The organism is Xanthomonas codiaei, assembly GCF_002939785.1.
Classification (GTDB): Bacteria; Pseudomonadota; Gammaproteobacteria; order Xanthomonadales; family Xanthomonadaceae; genus Xanthomonas; species Xanthomonas codiaei.
The window spans coordinates 186,059-206,276 of the sequence record NZ_MDEC01000006.1; the positions used below are offsets into that span (position 1 = coordinate 186,059).

17 protein-coding genes, 1 other RNA gene and 1 pseudogene are annotated in these 20,218 nt (G+C 68.1%); 13 read left to right on the forward strand and 6 right to left on the reverse strand.

Annotated features, from left to right (window positions below; translation table 11 throughout):
- Positions 1 to 71: 71 nt before the first annotated feature.
- On the reverse strand, positions 72 to 1,346 hold the full coding sequence (locus XcodCFBP4690_RS22685; RefSeq protein ID WP_167394495.1) for a hypothetical protein: 1,275 nt from the start codon (positions 1,344 to 1,346) through the stop codon (positions 72 to 74).
- A gap of 456 nt (positions 1,347 to 1,802) precedes the next feature.
- Here XcodCFBP4690_RS22685 and nudK point away from each other — a divergent pair, with 456 nt between their 5' ends.
- Entirely contained in the window at positions 1,803 to 2,402 is a 600-nt protein-coding gene (gene nudK / locus XcodCFBP4690_RS06620; protein WP_104540186.1) for a GDP-mannose pyrophosphatase NudK, read from the forward strand.
- A gap of 42 nt (positions 2,403 to 2,444) precedes the next feature.
- Here nudK and XcodCFBP4690_RS06625 read toward each other — a convergent pair whose 3' ends face one another.
- Positions 2,445 to 3,950: a helicase HerA-like domain-containing protein gene (locus tag XcodCFBP4690_RS06625; RefSeq protein WP_104540187.1), complete on the reverse strand. Its 1,506-nt coding sequence runs from the start codon at positions 3,948 to 3,950 to the stop codon at positions 2,445 to 2,447.
- Positions 3,951 to 4,231: 281 nt separating this feature from the next.
- Here XcodCFBP4690_RS06625 and XcodCFBP4690_RS06630 point away from each other — a divergent pair, with 281 nt between their 5' ends.
- Entirely contained in the window at positions 4,232 to 5,812 is a 1,581-nt protein-coding gene (locus XcodCFBP4690_RS06630) for a transglycosylase SLT domain-containing protein (protein WP_146091853.1), read from the forward strand.
- 183 nt (positions 5,813 to 5,995) lie between these two features.
- Here the strand turns inward: XcodCFBP4690_RS06630 and asd are convergent, their stop codons facing one another.
- A complete protein-coding gene (asd, locus tag XcodCFBP4690_RS06635; protein ID WP_104540188.1) occupies positions 5,996 to 6,844 on the reverse strand; it encodes an archaetidylserine decarboxylase in 849 nt (282 codons plus the stop codon).
- A complete protein-coding gene (locus tag XcodCFBP4690_RS06640; protein ID WP_104540189.1) occupies positions 6,841 to 7,491 on the reverse strand; it encodes an SCO family protein in 651 nt (216 codons plus the stop codon). The genes asd and XcodCFBP4690_RS06640 overlap by 4 nt, the downstream gene beginning before the upstream one ends.
- An 80-nt stretch (positions 7,492 to 7,571) precedes the next feature.
- On the opposite strand from XcodCFBP4690_RS06640, the gene prmB reads away from it, so the two are divergent.
- The 8 genes from prmB to XcodCFBP4690_RS06685 all read left to right on the forward strand — a co-directional run bounded on the left by prmB (position 7,572) and on the right by XcodCFBP4690_RS06685 (position 16,034).
- On the forward strand, positions 7,572 to 8,498 hold the full coding sequence (prmB, locus tag XcodCFBP4690_RS06645; protein WP_104540190.1) for a 50S ribosomal protein L3 N(5)-glutamine methyltransferase: 927 nt from the start codon (positions 7,572 to 7,574) through the stop codon (positions 8,496 to 8,498).
- Between the two features lie 10 nt (positions 8,499 to 8,508).
- The gene (aroC, locus tag XcodCFBP4690_RS06650) at positions 8,509 to 9,612 is read left to right on the forward strand and encodes a chorismate synthase (RefSeq protein ID WP_104540191.1); all 1,104 of its coding nucleotides are present in this window, start codon (positions 8,509 to 8,511) and stop codon (positions 9,610 to 9,612) included.
- A complete protein-coding gene (locus XcodCFBP4690_RS06655) occupies positions 9,605 to 10,663 on the forward strand; it encodes a 2-hydroxyacid dehydrogenase (protein WP_104540192.1) in 1,059 nt (352 codons plus the stop codon). Before aroC ends, XcodCFBP4690_RS06655 begins: the two co-directional genes overlap by 8 nt.
- An 86-nt stretch (positions 10,664 to 10,749) precedes the next feature.
- Positions 10,750 to 11,775, forward strand: a complete 1,026-nt coding sequence (locus XcodCFBP4690_RS06660; RefSeq protein ID WP_104540193.1) for an aspartate-semialdehyde dehydrogenase — start codon at positions 10,750 to 10,752, stop codon at positions 11,773 to 11,775.
- A 275-nt stretch (positions 11,776 to 12,050) separates the two neighbouring features.
- Complete coding sequence (locus XcodCFBP4690_RS06670) at positions 12,051 to 14,018, forward strand: motility hub landmark protein FimV (protein WP_104540194.1); 1,968 nt, start codon at positions 12,051 to 12,053, stop codon at positions 14,016 to 14,018.
- Positions 14,015 to 14,398 carry a VOC family protein gene (locus tag XcodCFBP4690_RS06675; RefSeq protein ID WP_104540195.1) on the forward strand — a complete coding sequence of 128 codons (384 nt, stop codon included), beginning with the start codon at positions 14,015 to 14,017 and terminating at the stop codon, positions 14,396 to 14,398. The genes XcodCFBP4690_RS06670 and XcodCFBP4690_RS06675 overlap by 4 nt, the downstream gene beginning before the upstream one ends.
- 197 nt (positions 14,399 to 14,595) lie before the next feature.
- Positions 14,596 to 15,369 carry a tRNA pseudouridine(38-40) synthase TruA gene (truA, locus tag XcodCFBP4690_RS06680; RefSeq protein ID WP_104540196.1) on the forward strand — a complete coding sequence of 258 codons (774 nt, stop codon included), beginning with the start codon at positions 14,596 to 14,598 and terminating at the stop codon, positions 15,367 to 15,369.
- Positions 15,366 to 16,034, forward strand: a complete 669-nt coding sequence (locus XcodCFBP4690_RS06685; RefSeq protein WP_104540197.1) for a phosphoribosylanthranilate isomerase — start codon at positions 15,366 to 15,368, stop codon at positions 16,032 to 16,034. Before truA ends, XcodCFBP4690_RS06685 begins: the two co-directional genes overlap by 4 nt.
- Positions 16,035 to 16,100: 66 nt before the next feature.
- Here the strand turns inward: XcodCFBP4690_RS06685 and XcodCFBP4690_RS06690 are convergent.
- Positions 16,101 to 17,013: pseudogene (locus tag XcodCFBP4690_RS06690) on the reverse strand (LysR family transcriptional regulator).
- Between the two features lie 107 nt (positions 17,014 to 17,120).
- Between XcodCFBP4690_RS06690 and trpB the strand changes: the two are divergent.
- The 3 genes from trpB to trpA are packed head-to-tail and all read left to right on the forward strand — an operon-like array spanning position 17,121 to position 19,665.
- Positions 17,121 to 18,338, forward strand: coding sequence for a tryptophan synthase subunit beta (gene trpB, locus XcodCFBP4690_RS06695; protein ID WP_104540198.1), 1,218 nt, complete (start codon positions 17,121 to 17,123; stop codon positions 18,336 to 18,338).
- An 11-nt stretch (positions 18,339 to 18,349) separates the two neighbouring features.
- Positions 18,350 to 18,850, forward strand: a complete 501-nt coding sequence (locus XcodCFBP4690_RS06700) for a hypothetical protein (protein ID WP_244183579.1) — start codon at positions 18,350 to 18,352, stop codon at positions 18,848 to 18,850.
- Positions 18,847 to 19,665 carry a tryptophan synthase subunit alpha gene (gene trpA / locus XcodCFBP4690_RS06705; RefSeq protein ID WP_104540200.1) on the forward strand — a complete coding sequence of 273 codons (819 nt, stop codon included), beginning with the start codon at positions 18,847 to 18,849 and terminating at the stop codon, positions 19,663 to 19,665. Before XcodCFBP4690_RS06700 ends, trpA begins: the two co-directional genes overlap by 4 nt.
- 302 nt (positions 19,666 to 19,967) lie before the next feature.
- Here trpA and XcodCFBP4690_RS06710 read toward each other — a convergent pair.
- Positions 19,968 to 20,043, reverse strand: a non-coding RNA gene (locus XcodCFBP4690_RS06710) — sX9 sRNA.
- Positions 20,044 to 20,218 lie beyond the last annotated feature (175 nt).

A 20,218-nucleotide genomic window follows, 5' to 3' on the forward strand; every position in this document is an offset into this window, starting at 1 on the left:
CCGTCCTTGCAGCGTCCTGCGGATGCCAGTGCTGTGCACCGTGCTGGTCGGTTACGGATCGAACCAGCCAATCAAGCCGGCTGGATTGCCACCGCACGTAATGCCGCTTCCAGCTTGGCGCGCTGGGCATCGTCATCGCACTGCTCCAGCGCCTGCTGCAGCACCGCACGTGCCTGCTCATCGCGACCAAACCGCTCGGCCAGCATCAGGCCTGCGTCCAGCGACCAGGCCGGCAACATGCGGTCGCGCGGCCAGGCGGCGATGGCGGCCAGCAGGCCATCGGTGGCCAGCTGGAACTGGCCGGCCATCTTGGCGCGCTCGGCGAGCAGGGTGGCCTGCTCGGGCGTCAACGGCGTAAAGGTCGCATCCAGATCCAGCGCCTCGCGTTGCAGCGCCAGTGCGCGGCGTTCCTGTTTTTCCTGCAGCAGGCGGTTGATGTACTGGCGGGTGTGTTCGCGCAACTCGTCGTTGCGGTGATGCTGGCGGAGCAGGCGCTGATACAGCTCGTGCACTGCCAGGCTCACTGCGCGCGAGCGCACCGCACCGCGCAAGGCCTGGAAGGCTTCGTCGGAATGGCCGTCGCGCAGGTACTGGTCTGCCTCGTCGAGCAGGCGCTGGTCCGGGTCGATGCGTTCGTGCGCAGCCCCGCCGCTGGGCACGTAGCCGAGCTCTTCGTGGTACTGGTACACCAGGTAGCCCATCAGGTGGAAGCTGGCGAACAGGGCCCAGATCGAGGTCATCATCACTGCTGCCTCGCGCACCAGCGGGGGCAGGAATTTCAGGGCGAAGAACACCGCGGCGGTGCCGCTGCCCTGGATCACGTAAAGCAGACCGTAGGCCGCCAGATACGGCCAGCCGATGCGCAGCGCCATGTCGATCGAGACGGCCGGGTTGAGTGCGCGACGCAGGCTGCCGTCGATGGCGAGCGAGATCAGCATGCCGGGCAACAGCAGCATGGTGCCCAGATAGGCGAGGGTCAGCCCGAATGGACCGGCGATCGCGGCGGCCACGCCGATCACGATGCCCAGTGCGATGGCCAGCAGGATCAGGCGCAGCACCGCGCTGTCGAAGCTGTCGTAGCCCAGCCTGGGAGCGTCGGGCTGACCGTCGGCGGTGTGGCGCAGGATATCGAAGGCGTAGGTGTAGGTCGCCATGCCCAGCACGCCCATGACCACGAGCGTCAGGATGCCCGGCAGCAAGAGCAGTGCGCTGCACAGCGTCAGCGCGATCAACGCATACAGCGCCGAGCCGCGCAGCGGGTAGGTGGCGATGGACGGAATGCGGGTCCAGAATGGTGCGGGTGCAGCCTGCGCGGCAACCTTGCGTGCGCGAAAACGATCTTCCATGACGCTCCCCAAGCGTGTGATGTGAAGGGATTGTGCGGTGCCGCGTGGCGCCACGCAATTGCGGCTTGCCGCCGCGGACAGCGGGGCCTGGCGACGCCCGGTCATCGGCGCAGGCGCGCCGGTTGCGGCAGCGCCCGGCCTGGGCTGGTGACCGGGTTGCCTGGTGCCCGGAGGTGGGTGCGGCCTGTCGCAGGCAGGGGCGATGCGGCACGTCGCCGCCAGGGCTGTTTGCCGATGCTGCACGCCTTGATCGGCCTGCGAGAACGGGTGTGTCCGTCGTGCCCTCATGTCGCACCGAGCGCGGAAGCGGTGATCGCCCGCGTAAACTTCGCCTCCCGTTGGTGCCGTTGCGCATTTGCCGGCGATGGCATGTTTCTCTCGACAGTCGTTCGGGTTGGCGCCAGCGGCAGCAGTGCCGCGCCGCACGACACCCCCTTATTCCACAAGGAGTCTTGTTTGGATCCCACCGCTACCGGCAACCCCCAGGTCCGCCTGCGCAGCATCGATGTGCTGTCCGACAACTGGTACGTGCTGCGCAAGGTCACCTTCGATTTCCAGCGCAAGGACGGCCGTTGGCAGACCCTGTCGCGCGAGGCCTACGATCGCGGCAATGGCGCTACCATCCTGCTCTACAGCCGCGCCAGGCAGACGGTGATGCTCACCCGGCAGTTCCGCCTGCCCACATTGCTCAACGGCAACCCGGACGGGATGTTGATCGAGGCCTGTGCCGGCCTGCTCGATCAGGACGATGCGCTGACCTGCATCCGCAAGGAAACCGAAGAGGAAACCGGCTACCGCATCGAGAATGTGCGCAAGGTCTTCGAAGCCTTCATGAGCCCGGGCTCGGTCACCGAGCGGCTGTACTTCTTCGTCGGCGAATATTTCGACGGGGACAAGGTGGGCGAAGGCGGCGGCGTCGAAGAGGACGGCGAGGAGATCGAGGTGCTGGAACTGTCGCTCGACGATGCGCTGGCAATGATCGGCTCCGGCGAGATCGCCGATGCCAAGACCATCATGCTGCTGCAGTACGCCAAGCTGCATGGCGTGCTGGAGTAGATCCCGCCAGATGGTTGCGGCCTTGGGCGCCGGCCGGGCGCCTCACCGCTTCCCACCAAAAATACTGCCAAAAATCCCGCGTACGATCTGCTGCCCGATCTTGCTGCCGATGGTGCGCGAGGTCTGCTTGGCCATCGTTTCCAGCATGCCCTGGCGACGCCCGGTGCCGAACACGGCGTCCTTGACCGCTTTTCCGAAACCGCTGTCCTGCGTTTGCTCGTCCTCGCGGGTGCGGGCAGGCGGGGCGGCGGTTTGCTCCGCAACCTGTTCGACGCGACGTGCCAGCAGTTCGGCGGCCGATTCGCGGTTGATCGCGGCGTCGTAGCGCGTGCCGACCGGGCTGGCCGCGCGCACCTGTGCGCGTTCGGGCGCGCTGATGGCACCCATGCGGCAGCGCGGCGGGGCGATCAGGGTCTGCTGTACCGGTGCCGGCACGCCCTTACGCTGCAAGGGCGACACCAGTGCTTCGCCGGTGCCGAGGCTGGAAATGGCCGAGGCCACATCGAGTCTGGGATTGGCCACGAAGGTCTGCGCTGCCGTCTTGACCGCCTTCTGGTCGCGCGGCGTGTAGGCGCGCAGTGCGTGCTGCACGCGGTTGCCGAGTTGGCCGAGGATGCTGTCGGGAATGTCGTCGGGAAACTGCGAGCAGAAATAGATGCCCACGCCCTTGGAGCGGATCAGCCGCACCACCTGTTCGATGCGCTGCACCAGCGCCGCCGGCGCATCGTCGAACAGCAGGTGGGCCTCGTCGAACACGAACACCAGCTTGGGCTGCTCCAGGTCGCCCACTTCCGGCAGGCCCTCGAACAGCTCGGACAACAGCCACAGCAGGAAGGTGGAATACAGCTTCGGCTTGAGTACCAGCTGGTTGGCCGCCAGGATGCCGATCACGCCGCGGCCGTCCGGTGCCACGCGCATCAGCTCGGCAAGCTCCAGCGCCGGTTCGCCGAAGAACTGCTCGCCGCCGTCCTGCGCCAGCCGCAGCAGTGCGCGCTGGATCGCGGCCACCGACTGCGCCGACACCAGCCCGTAACTGGTGGACAACTCCTTGCGTTCTTCCACCACCAGCGCCAGCAGCGCACGCAGGTCGTCCAGATCCAGCAGCAACAGGCCGCGGTCGTCGGCAAGTTTGAACACGATGTCCAGCACGCCGGACTGGGTGTCGTTGAGTTCCAGGATGCGCGCGAGCAGGGTGGGGCCCATCTCGCTCACGGTGGTACGCACCGGGTGGCCGAGCTGTCCATACAGATCCCAGAACACCACCGGGCTGGCGGCCGGCGCGTAGTCGGCAATGCCCACATCCGTGGCGCGCTGCAGCACGCCGGGCGCGCCGTCGCCGGCCACCGCCAGTCCCGCCACGTCGCCCTTCACGTCGGCCAGGAACACCGGCACCCCCAGCCGCGAGAAGCCTTCGGCCAGGGTCATCAGGGTCACCGTCTTGCCGGTGCCGGTGGCGCCGGCCACCAGGCCATGCCGATTGCCGAAGCGGCCTTCCAGGATGACCGGGATGTCGTCGGTGACGCCTTTGCCGAGCAGGAACGAGGCCATTGCGCTGATCCGGTGGAGAAAGACCCCGATTCTAGCGGGCAACGGCTGTGGGCCAACCGCGGGGCGATACCGAAGGGATCCCCGAACGTGCGGCCGAAGCTACAGCCCGGCCAGCGTCCATCGACCTGCCCAGCGCGTGTCGAATCACACCCATCCGCAGGCGATCGTTTCGGCCAGGATGCTCGCCAAGCTAACGGGCCACTGACCCTGACGGCCGCCGCGCCTTGCCCCGGTGTCGCCCCGGCGGCTACCCTGCCTGCCTTTCCGCTGTACTGCCGACGATGCCGCTCGCTCATTCTGGTTTGCGCCCTTGGCCTGTTCTGGCCGTGCTGGCGCTGTTGTCCCTTGCTCCTTCCGCCCAGGCCCTGTCCAAGCGCGATACCGAAAAGGTCGCCGCGCTGGACGCACGCATGGTCGCCGCCGAGAAGCGCTACCGCGACGCGCTGGTGCTGGTGAACAACTCCGACCCCAAGGGCACCGCCGAAGGCGATGCCGCGCTGGAGGACATGGAAGATGTGATCGACGCCTGCATCAAGCAGCGCGGTTGCCTGGTCTCCAACCAGCTGGCGACCTACAAGCGGCTGCTCAAGGCGCGCGCCGATGCCGAGGCGCCGGCTGCAGAAGATCCGGAAGACGACGACACCTTGCTGCAGGCCGACCCTGACCATCTGGGTCCGGCGGCCAACGGCGTGCCCGAGGCCGCGCGTGCAGCCTCGCTGCTCAACGACCAGCGCCATGCCTTCGACAAGATGGTGCAGTACAACCCGGCGGTACAGGCCGGCATCCGCCGCTGGTTGACCGACATGCGGCCGGCGCTGATGACCAGCTACGAGAACTACAGCAACCTGCGCGGAGTGATGTGGCCGGAGTGGCAGAAGCGCGGCCTGCCCGAGGCGCTGCTGTTCGGCATCATGGCCAAGGAGTCCAACGGCAAGGTGCACGCCAGCTCGCGCGCCGGTGCGGCCGGGCTGATGCAGTTCATGCCGGCTACCGGCCGGCGTTTCGGGCTGGGCCCGGATGGCACCGGCTTCGATACGCGGTTCGATGCGCGCAGCGCGGCCGAAGCCAGCGCCGCCTACCTCAACGAACGCATGGCCGAGCTCAATCGCAATATCGAGCTGGCGCTGGCGGCCTATAACGGCGGCGAGGGGCGCGCCGCGCGCGTGTTCGCGCAATCCGGCGGCCGCGGTTTCTGGGAGCAGGACGTCTACAACCAGTTCCCCGCCGAAACCAAGGACTACGTGCCGATGGTGATCGCCGCGGCGTGGATCTTCCTGCACCCACGCCAGTACGGCGTGGACTTCGCCAAGCTCGACGCGCAACCGGCCACCATCAAGCTGGCCAAGTCGACCTCCATCTACGAGCTCACCATCTGCCTGGGCAGCATGGGCACGCGCGATGGCTATATGCGCGCGCTGCGCAACCTCAACCCGCGTTACGAACCCGATGGCTGGATGCCCGCAGGCACCGTGATCAATGCCACCAGCCGCATCGCCAGCCTGTACACGCGCTACTGCGTGAACGGCCCACGCGCGGATCTGGCGCGCACCCTGATCACTGCCGATCTCAACAGCGCCATCGTGCGCAGCAGCGCCACCGAATACACGCCCAGCGTGGCGGTGGGCGATGTCAGCCCGATGGCCGGCGTGCCGACCACCGTGGCCACCGGCCAGCCGGCGGTCGCCAAGCCCAAGGCCAGGCAGGTGCGCAGCTACACCATCGCTCGCGGCGACACGCTGGGCCGCGTCGCGCAGAAGTACCAGTGCGAGATCAAGGAACTGGCCAAGGCCAACGGCCTGAAGGCGCCGGCCTACGCGCTCAAGCCGGGGCAGAGCATCAAGCTGGCCGGTTGCGACCGCTGACCGGCGCGCAGGCAGTGCCGGAGCAACGAAGCGGGCCGGCGCTTGCCGTAGGAGCGGACCCGGCCGCAACGAAGCCTTCCCGACAGTTCCAGGCAAAAACGTCCAGCCGGCGAAAGACCGGAAACCACAAGGGGCCGTTGTTATTTGCGCGACGGGCCGTGGAGAGTGGCGCCCCGCTGCGCGTCAGCCCGGCTGACGGCGCGCGAGTGCTTGGCCGAGGCGGACGGCTTTCTCGGCAGCAAGTCCACCCTCAAGCGTGGCCACGCCCGGCGGCAGCAACACGATCACGGTCGAGCCGTAGTTGAACCTGGCCATCTCCGCAAACTTCTCCAGCACGATCCCCTTGCCGCGATAATCCTTGCGCGTGATGCGATCGCCGTAGCGCGGAATCTCCACGCCGCTCCATACCGTTTCCACGCCCGACACCAGCAACGCACCCACCATCACCGAGGCCATCGGGCCGAACTCGGTATCGAAGTGGCACACCAGCCGCTCGTTGCGCGCGAACAGGCGCGGCACGTTGCGCACCGCATCCTGGCCCACGCTGAACAGCCGGCCAGGCACGTGCACGGTTTCGCGCAAGGTGCCGGTCCACGGCATGTGCACGCGGTGGTAGTCCTTGGGCGACAGATACACGGTGGCGAACAGGCCGTCGTGGAACGGCGCTGCGGCGGCCTCGTCGCCCAGTAGTTCGGCGGCGGTGAATGACTGGCCCTTGGCCTGGAAAATGCGGCCGTTCTCGATCGGGCCGAGCTGGCTGATACGGCCATCGGCCGGCATCAGCAAGGCGGCCGGGTCCGGGTCGGGCACGCGGGCGCCGGGCTTGAGCGCGCGGGTAAAGAAGGCGTTGAAGGTGGGGTAGGCGCGCGGGTCCGGTTCCTGCGCCTCGCTCAGGTCCACGCCGAACTTGCGCGTCACCGTATCGATCAGCCATTGCTTGGTGGACGGTGTCTGCGAGTACGCCAGCGCGCGCGCCATCGACGACAGCAACCGATGCGGCAGCACGTAGGTCAGGGAAGTGACGAAACTCACGGAGCGGTTACCTTGGTCAGCTGTTGGAGGTCGGCGGCGATCGCCTTCGGGTCGAGCGGGGGACGGATCAGGCCGGCCAGGCGGCCCTGCGGATCGAGCACGGCGATGCCGGCCGAATGATCCATGCTGTAGTCGTTGGGATTCTGCTCGAAGCCCTTGCCCGGCACCTTCTGGAACACGAAGCCCAGCGCGGTGGCAAAGCGCTGCAGCGCCGGTACGTCGGCGGTGGCGGCCAGGGTGTCCTTGTGGAAGGCGTGCGCGTATTCGCCCAGCCGCGCCGGCGGGTCGCGCTGCGGGTCCACCGAGACGAACAGCACCCGCGGGCGCAGGCCATCGGGAATGCTTTCCCACTGCTGTTGCGCCACCGCCAGATCGGTCAGCGTGGTCGGGCAGACATCCGGGCAGAAGGTGAAGCCCAGGAAGACCAGGGTCCAGTGGCCCTTGAGTTCACCGGGCACCAGCTGGGTGCCGTCGGACTGGCGCAGGCTGAACTGCGGCAGCGGGCGTGGCTGCGGATAGAAGGTGATGGTGCGGGTGGGTGGCCAGGGCGAACTGGGCGTGCTGCCGAAGAACTTCTGGCCCAGCAACAGCCCCAGGCCGGCGGCCAGCGCCACCAGCAGCACGATGCCGGTATTGCGATTGAACATGGCGGTTTCCAGTGCAACGGACGCTCATGATACCGATCCGACCTCTATAATCGGGGCCCGATTCCTCTTTAGTTGTTGCCATGACTGCCGCCGCGGCCGACGAACTGCACACCATCATCGACCTGATCCGCTACGGCACCAGCCGTTTCAACGAAGCCGGTCTGACCTTCGGCCACAGCTACGACAACGCGCTGGACGAGGCCACCCAGCTGGTGTTGCACAGCCTGCACCTGCCGCACGACCTGGGCCCGGCATATGGCCAGGCGCGGCTGCTGCGGGCGGAAAAGGAACAGGTGCTTGGCCTGTTCGAACGCCGCATCAGCGAGCGCGTGCCGGCGGCCTATCTCACCGGAGAGGCCTGGTTCGCCGGCCTGAGTTTCAAGAGCGATGCACGCGCGCTGGTGCCGCGCTCGCCGATCGCCGAGCTGATCGAAGCCGGCTTCGAGCCGTGGCTGGGCGGGCGCGAAGTGACCCGCGCGCTGGACCTGTGCACCGGCTCGGGTTGCATCGCGATTGCGATGGGCCACTACAACCCGCAGTGGGACGTGGATGGCGTGGACATCAGCGACGACGCGCTGGCACTGGCCGCCGAAAACAAGGCGCGCCTGCATGCCGACAATGTCAGCTTGCTCAAGTCGGACCTGTTCAATGGGCTGGGCGGCCGCCAGTACGACCTGATCGTCACCAATCCGCCCTACGTCACCAACGACGAGACCGATGCGCTGCCGCAGGAATACTCCTACGAGCCGGAACTGGGCCTGCGTGCCGGCGACGACGGCCTGGATCTGGTGCTGAAGATCCTGCGCGATGCGCCGCAGCACCTGAGCGAAGACGGCCTGCTGATCTGTGAGGTAGGCGAATCCGAGCAGCACCTGGTCAAGCTGCTGCCGGAAGTGGATCTGGCCTGGGTCGAGTTCAAGGTCGGGCAGATGGGCATCTTCGCGGTGGAATGCCGCGAGCTGGTCGCACACCACGCGCGCATCAGCGAGCTGGCCGCGCAGCGATGAGCCTGCGCGCATGAGTGCCAATTCGTTCGGCAAGCTGTTCACCGTCACCACCTTCGGCGAGTCGCATGGGCCGGCGATCGGCTGCGTCGTCGACGGCTGCCCTCCGGGCCTGGAGCTGGCGTCGGAAGAATTCACCCACGATCTGCAGCGGCGCGCCACCGGCAAGAGCCGGCATACCTCGGCCCGGCGCGAAGCGGACGAAATCGAGATCCTCTCCGGCGTCTACGAAGGCCGCACCACCGGCACGCCGATCGGGCTGCTGATCCGCAATACCGACCAGCGCAGCAAGGACTACACCAACATCGCCCAGCAGTTCCGCCCCGGGCATGCGGACTACAGCTACTGGCAGAAATACGGCATCCGCGATCCGCGCGGCGGCGGGCGCTCGTCGGCGCGCGAGACCACCATGCGCGTGGCCGCCGGCGTGATCGCCAAGAAGTGGCTCAAGCAGCGCTACGGCGTGCTGGTGCGCGGTTTCCTGTCGCAGCTGGGCCAGATCCGCCCGACCGGTTTCGACTGGGATGCGGTGGAAGACAACCCGTTCTTCTGGCCGCATGCGGCGCAGGTGCCGGAGCTGGAAACCTACATGGATGCCTTGCGCAAGTCCGGCGACTCGGTCGGTGCGCGCGTGGACGTGGTGGCCGGCGGCGTGCCGCCGGGCTGGGGCGAGCCGATCTACGGCAAGCTCGATGCCGAACTGGCTGCTGCGTTGATGAGCATCAATGCGGTCAAGGGCGTGGAGATCGGCGACGGCTTCGCCAGCGCCGCACAAAAGGGCACCGAGCACCGCGACCTGATCACCCCGGAAGGCTTTCTCAGCAACCACGCCGGCGGCATCCTCGGCGGCATTTCCACCGGCCAGGCCGTCACCGCCTCGATGGTGCTCAAGCCGACCTCCAGCCTGCGCCTACCCGGTGCCACCGTGGATGCCGATGGCAACACGGTCGATGTGATCACCACCGGGCGGCACGACCCCTGCGTGGGCATCCGCGCCACTCCGATCGCCGAGGCGATGATGGCGCTGGTGCTGATGGATCAGGCGCTGCGTCACCGCGCGCAATGTGGCGACGTCGGCGAGGTGACGCCACGGATTCCCGGACAGGTCGATGTCTGAGGCGCGTCGCGCCAGGGTGTGGGTCAGCCAGCCGTTGTTCGACGATGTGGTCGCGCAACTGGGCGAGCATTTCGAGCTGGCCACCACCGAACGCGTCACCGCCTGGTCGCCGGCCGCGCTGGCCGCGCAGCTGGCATCGCTGGACGGCGCGCTGATCACCCTCAATGAGCGGGTCGGTGCGGCAGAAATCGCTGCGGCGCCGCAGCTGCGCGCCATCGCCAATGTCGGCGTGGGCTACAACAATCTGGACATCGACGCCTTGAGTGCGGCCGGCATCCTGGCCAGCAACACCCCGGACGTGCTGACCGAAACCACTGCCGATCTCGGCTTCGCGCTGCTGATGGCCACCGCACGCCGCATCACCGAATCCGAGCGCTGGTTGCGCGATGGGCAGTGGGGGCAATGGTCGTTCAAGACCATGCTGGGCGCCGATATCCACGGCAGCACGCTCGGCATCCTGGGCATGGGCCGGATCGGGCAGGGCATCGCGCGCCGCGGCGCACACGGCTTCGGCATGCGCGTGCTCTATCACAACCGCAGCCGATTGCCGGCCGCCACCGAGCAGGCGCTGGGCGCGCAGTACGTCGATTTCGATACCTTGCTGGCGCAGTCCGATCATCTGGTGCTGGTGTTGCCGTACAGCAAGGACTCTCACCACATCATCGATGCCGCGGCGCTGGGCAAGATGCGCGCCACCGCCACGCTGGTGAACATCGCGCGTGGCGGCATTGTCGATGAGCTGGCGCTGGCCGATGCGCTGGCCAACGGCCGTCTGGCCGGCGCCGGCCTGGATGTCTACGAAGGCGAGCCGCGTGTGCGCCCGGAACTGCTCGCGCTGCGCAACGTGGTGCTCACCCCGCATATCGGCAGCGCCAGCCTGGCCACCCGTCGCGCCATGGTGCAGCTGGCGGTGGACAACCTGATCGCCGCCCTGGGCAAGGGCCCGCAGGCCGGGCGTCCGCCGAGCGCGCTCAATGCCTATGCAATTGCCGCTGCCAAACACGGCGGCGCGATCGTGGGCGCGCGCAAAATCGTGTCGACCAAACGATAGGGAACCTCCGCGGCCAGCTCTGGAGGTTCCCCGAACCCAGCCCGCAGTGCTCCCTTTCCATCCCCCCTTTCGATAAAGACATTCTCATGAGCAACGAAAACCGTCGTTTCAACGTCGCGGTCGTGGGCGCCACCGGCGCCGTCGGCGAGACCATGCTGAGCATCCTGGCCGAGCGCAACTTCCCGGTCGCCACCCTGTACGCGCTGGCGTCCTCGCGCTCGGCGGGCGGGCAGGTCGAGTTCAACGGCGGCAAGGTCGATGTGCAGGACCTGGCCGAGTTCGACCCCACCGGCGTGGACATCGCGCTGTTCTCCGCCGGCGGCAGCGTGTCCAAGGAATATGCTCCGAAGTTCGCCGCGGCCGGTGCGGTGGTGATCGATAACTCCTCGGCCTTCCGTTACGACGACGATGTGCCGCTGGTGGTCTCCGAGGTCAATCCCGAAGCGCTCAGGCAGCGCCCGCGCGGCATCGTCGCCAATCCCAATTGCTCGACCATGCAGATGCTGGTGGCGCTGGGCCCGATCCACCGCACCTACGGGATCGAGCGCATCAACGTGGCGACCTACCAGTCGGTCTCCGGTGGCGGGCGTTCGGCGATGGAAGAGCTGGGCAAGCAGACCAGCGAGTTGCTGAGCTTCCAGGACATCGACCCGCAGCGTTTCCCGGTGCAGATCGCCTTCAACCTGATCCCGCACATCGATGACTTCCAGGACAACGGCTACACCAAGGAAGAGATGAAGCTGGTCTGGGAAACCCGCAAGATCCTCGGCGACGACAGCATCCAGGTGAATCCCACCGCGGTGCGCGTGCCGGTGTTCTACGGCCATTCCGAAGCGGTGGCCATCGAGACCCGCGACAAGATCACCGTGGAAGCGGCGCGCGCGCTGCTGCAAGCATCGCCCGGCGTGGAAGTGGTGGACGAGCGCAAGCCCGGCGGCTACCCGACTCCGGTCACGCATGCCTCTGGCAAGGACGCGGTGTTCGTCGGTCGCATCCGCGAAGACTTCTCGCATCCGCGCGGCCTGAACCTGTGGATCGTGTCCGACAACATCCGCAAGGGCGCCGCGCTCAATGCGGTGCAGCTGGCCGAACTGGTCGCGCAGGAAGGCTGAGCAGCGGTTCACCCGTAGGAGCGCGCCCGGCGACGGGCCTTATCGATAACGCCTCATCGCGCTCAGGCGCGCTCCTACGCTGGCGTGCGCGCACTGCTGCCTGCGTAGGGGGGAGACGGTACCACGCCGCGCCCATATGCCGGGGGACAACTTGCTTGGTTCGATTGACGGCATGCCGTTGGCATTGGCATCGGTGTGTCGTGCTGCCGTCGGGCGACTTTTTCGCTCATCCAGCGGCTATATTGATGTCCATGAAACATAGGGGCAGGGGCGCGATGCGTCCGATACAAGGAATAGGTGCGTTGCTGCTGATGGCGTGCAGCGGCGCAGCCATGGCGTTGGGGCTGGGCGATATCCGGGTGCTGTCCAAGCCCGGGCAACCGCTGGTGGCAGAAATTCCGGTCATCTCCAACGAGCCTGGCGAACTCGACAATGCACGCGTGGCGCTGGCCTCGGCCACCACCTTCGCGCGCGTCGGTCTGGAGCGGCCGCAGGGGCTGGTCAGCAACCTGCAGTTCCAGTTCGCACAGGATGCGCGCGGGCGCGCGGTGATCCGCGTGACCAGCAGCCAGCCGGTGGATCGGCCGGCGATCAATTTCCTGATCGAAGTGGAGTGGGCCCAGGGCCGCCTGGTGCGCGAATACGCCGCACTGGTGGATGCGCCCAATACCGCTGCAGCCATCGCCGAGCCGGCCATCGACGCGCCGCAGGCCGGCGCCAGCAACACCATCGCCCGCGAACCCGCTGCCGCACCCGTGGCGGCAGGCGAGCGCAGCGGCACCGATGCCGGCAGCGCCGCGCCCTCTGCGCGCCCGGCGGCCGGTGCGCCCGCGGCCACGCAGGCCGCCGGCGATACGCTGCCGGCGGTGCGCGCGGGCCAGACCCTGTCCGAAATCGCCGCATCCGTGGCGCGCTCCAGCGGACACTCGCTGGATCAGGCCATGCTGGCGCTGTTGCGCACCAACCCGGATGCCTTCATCAACGGCAACATCAACCGCCTCAAGCAGGGCGCAGTCCTGCGCACGCCTCAGGAAGATGCATTGGCGCAGGTCGGTGCAGCAGAAGCGGCGGTGATGGTGCGCGAGCAGGCCGCGCAGTGGCGACAGGCGCGTTCGGCCATTCCGCAGCCGGCCGATGCCGGTGCTGCGGCCGCAGCGACGCCGGCCCCGGCGACACCTGCCGCATCCGCCGCCGCCGGCAATGGCGCGCGGCTCGAAATCGCCCCGGCAGTGGCGAGTCAGACCAACACCGCCGGCGCCACGTCCGGCACCAGTGCCGAAGGCGAGGGCGAGATGGCGGCCAACCAACAGTTGCAACAGGCCAAGGAAGACATCGCCACCCGCGATGCGGAACTACAGGACCTGCGCTCGCGCGTGGCCGATCTGGAAAAGCTCAAGCAGCAGCAGCAAGCCTTGATCGCGATGAAGGACACCGACCTGGCGGCGGCGCAGAAGCGCCTGGCCGAGGCACCGCAGGCCGCACCGCAGGGCGGCGGCTTCCCGCTGTGGTTGATCGGTGGCCTGGTGCTGATCGTGGCGGCGGTGGTCGCGTGGCTGGCCGCACGGCGCCGCAAGCCATCGCCGCTACCGCCGTTGCCCCGGCGCCAGTTCGACTTCATGCCGCCGGCCGCGGCGGTCGCTGCCGACCCCGCGCAGGACGACGCGCCGGCCACCGAGCCCAGCGAGCGCGAGGTGCTGCACGAGACCGAATTCGAACAGGCCGATCTGCGCGAAGACGAGCGTGCCCACGAGCCGCAGCCGCCGTTGTCGGAAGTGCTGCGCCGCGAACCGCAGTGGGCCGAACCGGTGGCTGCGCCCGTGGTGGTCAACAGCGACGAATGGCGCGCGCTGCGTGCTGCCCCGCCGGCGACGCTGGCCGAACCCGGGCCGGCAGATCGGCCATCCGAGACGCAGCGCGATGCGGCGCATGCGGCGTTCGCCGAGCCTGCGCCAGTGGCCACTGGCGTCGATGAGAGCCGCGTGGAGCCGGACCAGGCTGTGCAATACCAGGCGCCGCAAAGCCAGCTGGATTTCGATCCGGCACCGGTAACCCCGGTGGCCGTGCCGAATCCGGTCGCCGCCCGGCAATTCGCCTCGGCCGGACGCGATCGCCTGGAACTGGCGGTGGCCTACATGGACCTGGGCGACAAGGACACCGCGCGCGGCCTGCTGCTGGAGGTCGCCGCCAGCGGCGACGACGCCACCCGCGCCGAAGCGGCCCAGCTGCTGGAGCGTCTGGCATGAGTCCGGCCATGGACAGCATGGCCGTGCGCGAGCGCCGTATCGATTACGTGGAGTTCGGCTCCACCGATCCGGATGCCAGCCGTGCCTTTTTCGAGGCCGTGTTCGGCTGGCAGTTCCAGGCCTATGGCCCGGATTACCTGGCCTTCAACGACGGCCGCCTGGACGGTGGCTTCTACCGCACTGCGGTCCCGGCCCCTGCCGAGGGTGGCCCGCTGGTGGTGCTGTATGCCGACGATCTGGCGCCGATGCTCGAACGCGTGCGCGCGGCCGGCGGCGAGATCGTCAAGCCGGTGTTCGGTTTCCCGGGCGGCAGCCGGTTCCATTTCCGCGAGCCTGGCGGTTCCACGCTGGCGGTGTGGTCGGAGCGGTCCGCCGCGTAGGGCGGGCCGTTGCGGTGCCGTGCCGGTGGAGTGGCCGGGCGTGCGCGCCGACCGAGGCGTGGTGGGGATGCCGGGGCCGGCCGCCTGGCCTCGCATGCGCCGTTGCCGAGAATTGAATTGCTGCGCACCGATGCCGGTCAGCGCGCGTTTGCCGCAGGTGCGGCACGTTTCCCGATCGAACACACAGGCAGGTACCGATGCGTTACGCGCTGGGCGTGGAATATGACGGCAGCGACTTCCAGGGCTGGCAGCAGCTGGGCGAACACGGCGGGCCGAGCGTGCAGGCCAGCCTGCAGGCGGCCTTGTCGTCGGTGGCCGATGCGCCGATCCAGGTGGTGTGTGCCGGCCGCACCGATGCCGGCGTCCACGGGCAATGCCAGGTGGTGCACTTCGACAGCGATGCGCGGCGCGAGCCGCGAGGCTGGATGCTGGGTACCACCGCGCGTCTTCCCGCGTCGATCGCAGTGCGCTGGTGCGTGCCGGCCGCCGACGATTTCCATGCGCGCTTTTCCGCGCGCGCGCGCCGCTACCGCTACCGTCTGCTGAATCGCCAGATCCGTCCGGCCCTGCATCGGCAGACCCTGAGTTGGGAACGTCGCCCGCTCGACGCCGAGGCCATGCATGTCGCCGCACAGGCGCTGCTGGGCGAGAACGATTTTAGCGCGTTTCGCAGCGTGCAATGCCAGGCGCTGCACGCACGTCGCAACCTGCAGGCGATCAGCGTGCGGCGCGACGGCGAGGTGGTGGAGGTGGAGGTCCAGGCCAATGCATTCCTTCATCACATGGTGCGGAATATTGTTGGCTCGCTGATGTTGGTCGGTTCCGGCGAGCAGCCGGTCGACTGGATCGCGACGTTGCTGGCCGGACGCGACCGCACGGTCGCCGGCCCGACGGCGCCGCCACAAGGCCTGGTGTTTATCGGGCCTCTGTATCCTGCAGAGTGGCATCTGCCTGCCGAGGTGACCCAATGAATCGATCGCTGTACCGCACCCGTATCAAGTTCTGCGGCATGACCCGCGCCGGTGATATCCGACTGGCCGGGGAACTGGGTGTGGACGCGGTAGGTTTCATCTTCGCGCACGGCAGCCCGCGCCGCGTGGCGCCGGCCGAAGCGCGCGCGATGCGCCATGCCACGGCGCCGATGGTCGATGTGGTGGCCTTGTTCCGCAACAATTCCAAGGAAGAGGTGCGCGAGGTGGTGCGCACCGTGCGCCCGACCTTGCTGCAATTCCACGGCGAGGAGGACGACGCGTTCTGCCGCAGCTTCAACCTGCCGTATCTCAAGGCAGTGCCGATGGGGAGCGCCGGCGTCAACGGCGAGGACGCCAACGCACGCACCTTGCAGCTGGCCTATCCCAACACCGCCGGCTTCCTGTTCGACAGCCACGCGCCGGGTGCCGGTGGCGGCACCGGCAAGACCTTCGACTGGTCGCGCCTGCCCACCGGCCTGCACCGTCCGTTCCTGCTTGCAGGCGGCATCACTGCCGACAATGTGTTCGATGCCATCGTCGCCACCTTGCCGTGGGGCGTGGATGTGTCCAGCGGCGTCGAGCTGGCGCCCGGCATCAAGGACGGCCACAAGATGCGCAAGTTCGTCGAGGAAGTGCGCCGCGCCGATTGCCACGAGTTGGGGTGAATCGGGAATCGGGATTGGGGAATCGAGGGGCGGTGAGCGCTGCTGGTCGATAGCTTCGATGGCAGCTCAGGTGCCCGATGACTCTTGCTGATCTTCGGCAAGTGCGCTGCGCAGCCAGTTGGCCAGGCGCTCGATGCGCGGGTCCGGGTTGCGTCTTGCGGCGCAGAGCACCCAGCGTCCGTTGGTCGGGGTGAATCCCCACGGCGCCAGCAGGCGCTCGGCTGCCAGGTCCGCGGCCACCAGCGGTTGCGGGGCGATCGCCACGCCCAGGCCGGCGGCGGCGGCCTCCAGCAGATAGACCAGGTGTTCGAATTCGGTGCCCGGGCGCAAGGCGTCGGGCGCCATGCCGTATGCCTGCGCCCATTCCGGCCAGGCCTGCGGGCGCGAGCGGGTGTGCAACACCGGGTGATTGCGCAGGGCCGTGGGGCCGTGGCGATCGAGCTGCAGGCTCGCAGCCAGCTGCGGGCTCAGTACCGGGCCGATCCATTCCACGCCGAGCTCGTGCACCTGCCACTCGCCCGGCCAGGGGGGGCGACTCTAGCAGCAGGGCCGCGTCCAGGCCGTCCAGGTCCGGGCCGGGCGGTTGCTCGTTGGCGGACAGGTGCAGGCGCAGGTCGGGCAGGTCGCGTTGCAGCCGGCCCAGGCGCGGAATGACCCAGCGCGCCAGCAGGCTGCCCGAGCACCCCAACACCAGTGGCGCCTCGCTGGCCGGGTGGCGCAGCGCCGCCCAGGCATCGCCGATCAGGGCGAAGCCTTCGCCGGTGGCGTCGCGCAAGCGTGTCCCGGCGGCGGTGAGGACCAGACCGCGGCCCTGGCGGGCGAACAAGGCCGTGCCCAGCGCCTGTTCCAGCGCACGCACATGGCGGCTGATGGCGCCATGGGTCACGTGCAGCTCCTGCGCAGCCCGGCTGACGCTCTGCAGGCGGGCGGCGGCCTCGAAGGCGCGCAGAGCGGCCAGCGGCGGGAGCGAGACCATCATGTGTGAGTCCAGATCACAGGTTGCGGCCATCTTATCGATTTATCGCGCTGCCGGCCTGCGGTAGAGTTGCGGCTTCGCGTATGACCGCATTGCTGCAGAGGATTCCCATGTCGGCCCAGCCCATCAGTGACTTTTACGCCTATCCGGATGCTGTCGGCCATTTCGGCAGGTTCGGCGGCCGCTTCGTCGCCGAAACCCTGATCGGCCCACTGCAGGAACTGGCCGCCGCTTACGACCAGGCGCGCCAGGACCCGGCATTCATCGCTGCCTACGACAAGGACCTCAAGCACTACGTGGGCCGTCCCAGCCCGATCTACCATGCCGAGCGGCTCAGCCGCGAAGTGGGCGGGGCGCAGATCCTGCTCAAGCGCGAAGACCTGAACCACACCGGCGCCCACAAGATCAACAACACCATCGGCCAGGCCCTGCTGGCCAGCCGCATGGGCAAGACCCGCATCATCGCCGAGACCGGCGCCGGCCAGCACGGCGTGGCCAGTGCCACGGTGGCGGCGCGGCTGGGCCTGGAGTGCGTGGTCTATATGGGCGCCACCGACATCGAGCGACAGAAGATCAACGTCTACCGCATGAAGCTGCTGGGCGCGACGGTGATTCCGGTGACCTCCGGCTCGGCCACGCTCAAGGATGCGCTCAACGAGGCGATGCGCGACTGGGTGACCAACGTGCGCGACACCTTCTACATCATCGGTACCGTGGCCGGCCCGGACCCGTATCCGCGCATGGTGCGCGACTTCAACGCCATCGTCGGCCGTGAAGCGCGCGAGCAGATGCTGCAGGACTACGGCCGGCTGCCGGATGCGATCAGTGCCTGCGTCGGTGGCGGCAGCAATGCCATCGGCCTGTTCCACGCCTTTCTCAACGACCCCGGTGTCAGGATCTACGGTGCCGAGGCGGCGGGCGACGGCATCGCCACCGGCCGCCATGCCGCATCCATCGCCGCTGGCCGCCCCGGCGTGCTGCACGGCAACCGTACCTACGTGATCTGCGACGACGACGGCCAGATCATCGAGACCCATTCGATCTCCGCCGGGCTGGATTACCCGGGCGTGGGCCCGGAGCACGCGTTCCTGTCCGACAGCGGTCGCGCGGTGTATCAAGGCATCACCGACGACGAGGCGATGGCGGCCTTCCATCTGCTGGCGCATACCGAAGGCATCCTGGCCGCGCTCGAATCCAGCCATGCGGTGGCGCAGTCGATCAAGCTGGCCCGCGAACTGCCCAAGGATGCGTTGGTGCTGTGCAACCTGTCCGGGCGTGGCGACAAGGACGTGCACACCATCGCCGCGCGCGAAGGGCTGGTGTTGTGATCCAACGGCGCATGCGCAGCGTCGTCGGCAGCTTCGCGCTGCTGTGTGCGTCTGCGCTGGCCACCGCCGCGGCCGCCCCCGCGCTGGATCGCAGCGGCCCGGTGCGCGTGGGCCAGCACTTTGCCGAACTCGCGCCGCAAGCGGCCTGGAAGCGCTTCAATGCTGGCCCGATCGAGAGCTGTGACTACGTGGAGGGCGGGCTACTTCCCGCCGGCATATCGATGATGCTGCAGGACGGGCGCGTCGTCCGCTTCGACGCCACCGATGCCGCAACGGTAGGCCCGTTCGGCATCGCCATCGACGATAGCGAAGCCACCGCGCGTGCGCGTCTGCCGGCAGGCTATCGCGTCGAACCGCATCATTATGGCGGCGATGACGGCAACGATCTTTATTTGACATGGCGCGACCCGCAGAGCGGGTTCGCGGTTCGCTATGAAACCGGAGAAGGCAGCGTGAGAGCGATGTATTGGGGAACCTGGGACGCCGTGCAGTTGGTGGAGGGATGCGCATGAGCCGCCTGCCCAACCGCATCGACGTGTGCTTCGACGCGTTGCGCCACTCCGGCCGCAAGGCACTGATCCCCTTCGTCACCGCCGGCGATCCATCGTTGGAAGCCACCGTGCCGGTGATGCACGCGCTGGTGCGCGCCGGTGCCGACGTCATCGAACTGGGCGTGCCGTTCTCCGACCCCATGGCCGATGGCCCCACCATCCAGCGCAGTTCCGAACGTGCGCTTGGACGTGGCGCCGGCCTGGCCTACGTGCTGGAAGCGGTGCACGAGTTCCGCCGCGAGGACGCAGTCACCCCGGTGGTGCTGATGGGTTACCTCAATCCGATCGAGATCCACGGCACCCGGCGTTTTGCCGAGGCCGCGGTCGCGGCAGGCGTCGATGGCCTGTTGCTGGTCGACCTGCCGCCGGAAGAAGCCGACGAAACCCGCGACATCTTCAGCGAAGTCGGGCTGGCACTGATCGCACTGGCCTCGCCGACCACCAGCGAGCAGCGCCTGGACATGCTGTGCAATACCGCGCAGGGCTATCTGTACTACGTCAGTTTCGCGGGTGTCACCGGCGCCTCGGATCGGCTCGATACCCAGGCCGCCAGCGATCGCCTGCGCCAGTTACGACAGCGCGCCGGTGCGCCGGTGGTGGCCGGCTTCGGCATCAAGGACGCCGCCAGCGCCGCAGCCATGGCCGTGGATGCCGACGGCGTGGTGGTCGGCAGCGCCCTGGTGGCGGCCCTGTCCGAAGCGGGCGACGTCCGCAGCGCCCGCGAACGCGCCGAAGCCTTCCTGGCCCCGCTGCGACAGGCGCTGGATCGCCCCTGAGCCGTTGTCTGCGCGCGGTGAGAGGCGCGCCTTGCCGCTGGCCAACGAGGCAAGGTGCGTCTTGTCTGACGCGTGTGCCGGGCGTGGAGGTTGCGGGTACGAAGGCCAAAGCAAGTGCGCCGTGCCAGAGGGCCGGGGCGCCCCAGTCGTCGGCTGCCGACCTCGGCTGCCGACCAGTGTGGCCCGAGATGCTGGGGCTGCGCCCTTGCCCTCATCCGGCGCTACGCGCCACCTTCTCCCGACGGGAGAAGGAAGCAGGCCGCAGCGCTCGTTGGTCAGCCGCAGCTCTCGGCATTTAGGGCGGCCAACAGAACGTAGCGAGCGGTCGTCAGGTGGGTGCGCACGGCGCGGAGGAACCGCAGTGTGCGAGTGGTACATGCCCGAAGGTCGCAGTTTCAAATCCTGCCCCCGCTACCAGTGATTCCGAGCACCGACCGCGCCCGTCTGGCGGCCGCCCAGCAGTTTTGCTAGCTGTGTAAACCCACCACGTTGTTCAGTGGAATGTGGATGCGGGAGATGGGGGGGCGTTTTCCGAGACTGGCATGGGGCCGAT

Bases quoted from the DNA above. Each gene is read 5' to 3' on its own strand.
- truA (WP_104540196.1), top strand. From the start codon at position 14,596: ATGCGTTACGCGCTGGGCGTGGAATATGACGGCAGCGACTTCCAGGGC.
- XcodCFBP4690_RS06655 (WP_104540192.1), top strand. From the start codon at position 9,605: ATGTCTGAGGCGCGTCGCGCCAGGGTGTGGGTCAGCCAGCCGTTGTTC.
- trpA (WP_104540200.1), top strand. From the start codon at position 18,847: ATGAGCCGCCTGCCCAACCGCATCGACGTGTGCTTCGACGCGTTGCGC.
- aroC (WP_104540191.1), top strand. From the start codon at position 8,509: ATGAGTGCCAATTCGTTCGGCAAGCTGTTCACCGTCACCACCTTCGGC.
- XcodCFBP4690_RS06625 (WP_104540187.1), bottom strand. From the start codon at position 3,950: ATGGCCTCGTTCCTGCTCGGCAAAGGCGTCACCGACGACATCCCGGTC.
- prmB (WP_104540190.1), top strand. From the start codon at position 7,572: ATGACTGCCGCCGCGGCCGACGAACTGCACACCATCATCGACCTGATC.
- XcodCFBP4690_RS06670 (WP_104540194.1), top strand. From the start codon at position 12,051: ATGCGTCCGATACAAGGAATAGGTGCGTTGCTGCTGATGGCGTGCAGC.
- XcodCFBP4690_RS06700 (WP_244183579.1), top strand. From the start codon at position 18,350: ATGCGCAGCGTCGTCGGCAGCTTCGCGCTGCTGTGTGCGTCTGCGCTG.
- trpB (WP_104540198.1), top strand. From the start codon at position 17,121: ATGTCGGCCCAGCCCATCAGTGACTTTTACGCCTATCCGGATGCTGTC.
- XcodCFBP4690_RS06685 (WP_104540197.1), top strand. From the start codon at position 15,366: ATGAATCGATCGCTGTACCGCACCCGTATCAAGTTCTGCGGCATGACC.
- XcodCFBP4690_RS06660 (WP_104540193.1), top strand. From the start codon at position 10,750: ATGAGCAACGAAAACCGTCGTTTCAACGTCGCGGTCGTGGGCGCCACC.
- XcodCFBP4690_RS22685 (WP_167394495.1), bottom strand. From the start codon at position 1,346: ATGGAAGATCGTTTTCGCGCACGCAAGGTTGCCGCGCAGGCTGCACCC.
- XcodCFBP4690_RS06640 (WP_104540189.1), bottom strand. From the start codon at position 7,491: ATGTTCAATCGCAATACCGGCATCGTGCTGCTGGTGGCGCTGGCCGCC.
- XcodCFBP4690_RS06630 (WP_146091853.1), top strand. From the start codon at position 4,232: ATGCCGCTCGCTCATTCTGGTTTGCGCCCTTGGCCTGTTCTGGCCGTG.
- XcodCFBP4690_RS06675 (WP_104540195.1), top strand. From the start codon at position 14,015: ATGAGTCCGGCCATGGACAGCATGGCCGTGCGCGAGCGCCGTATCGAT.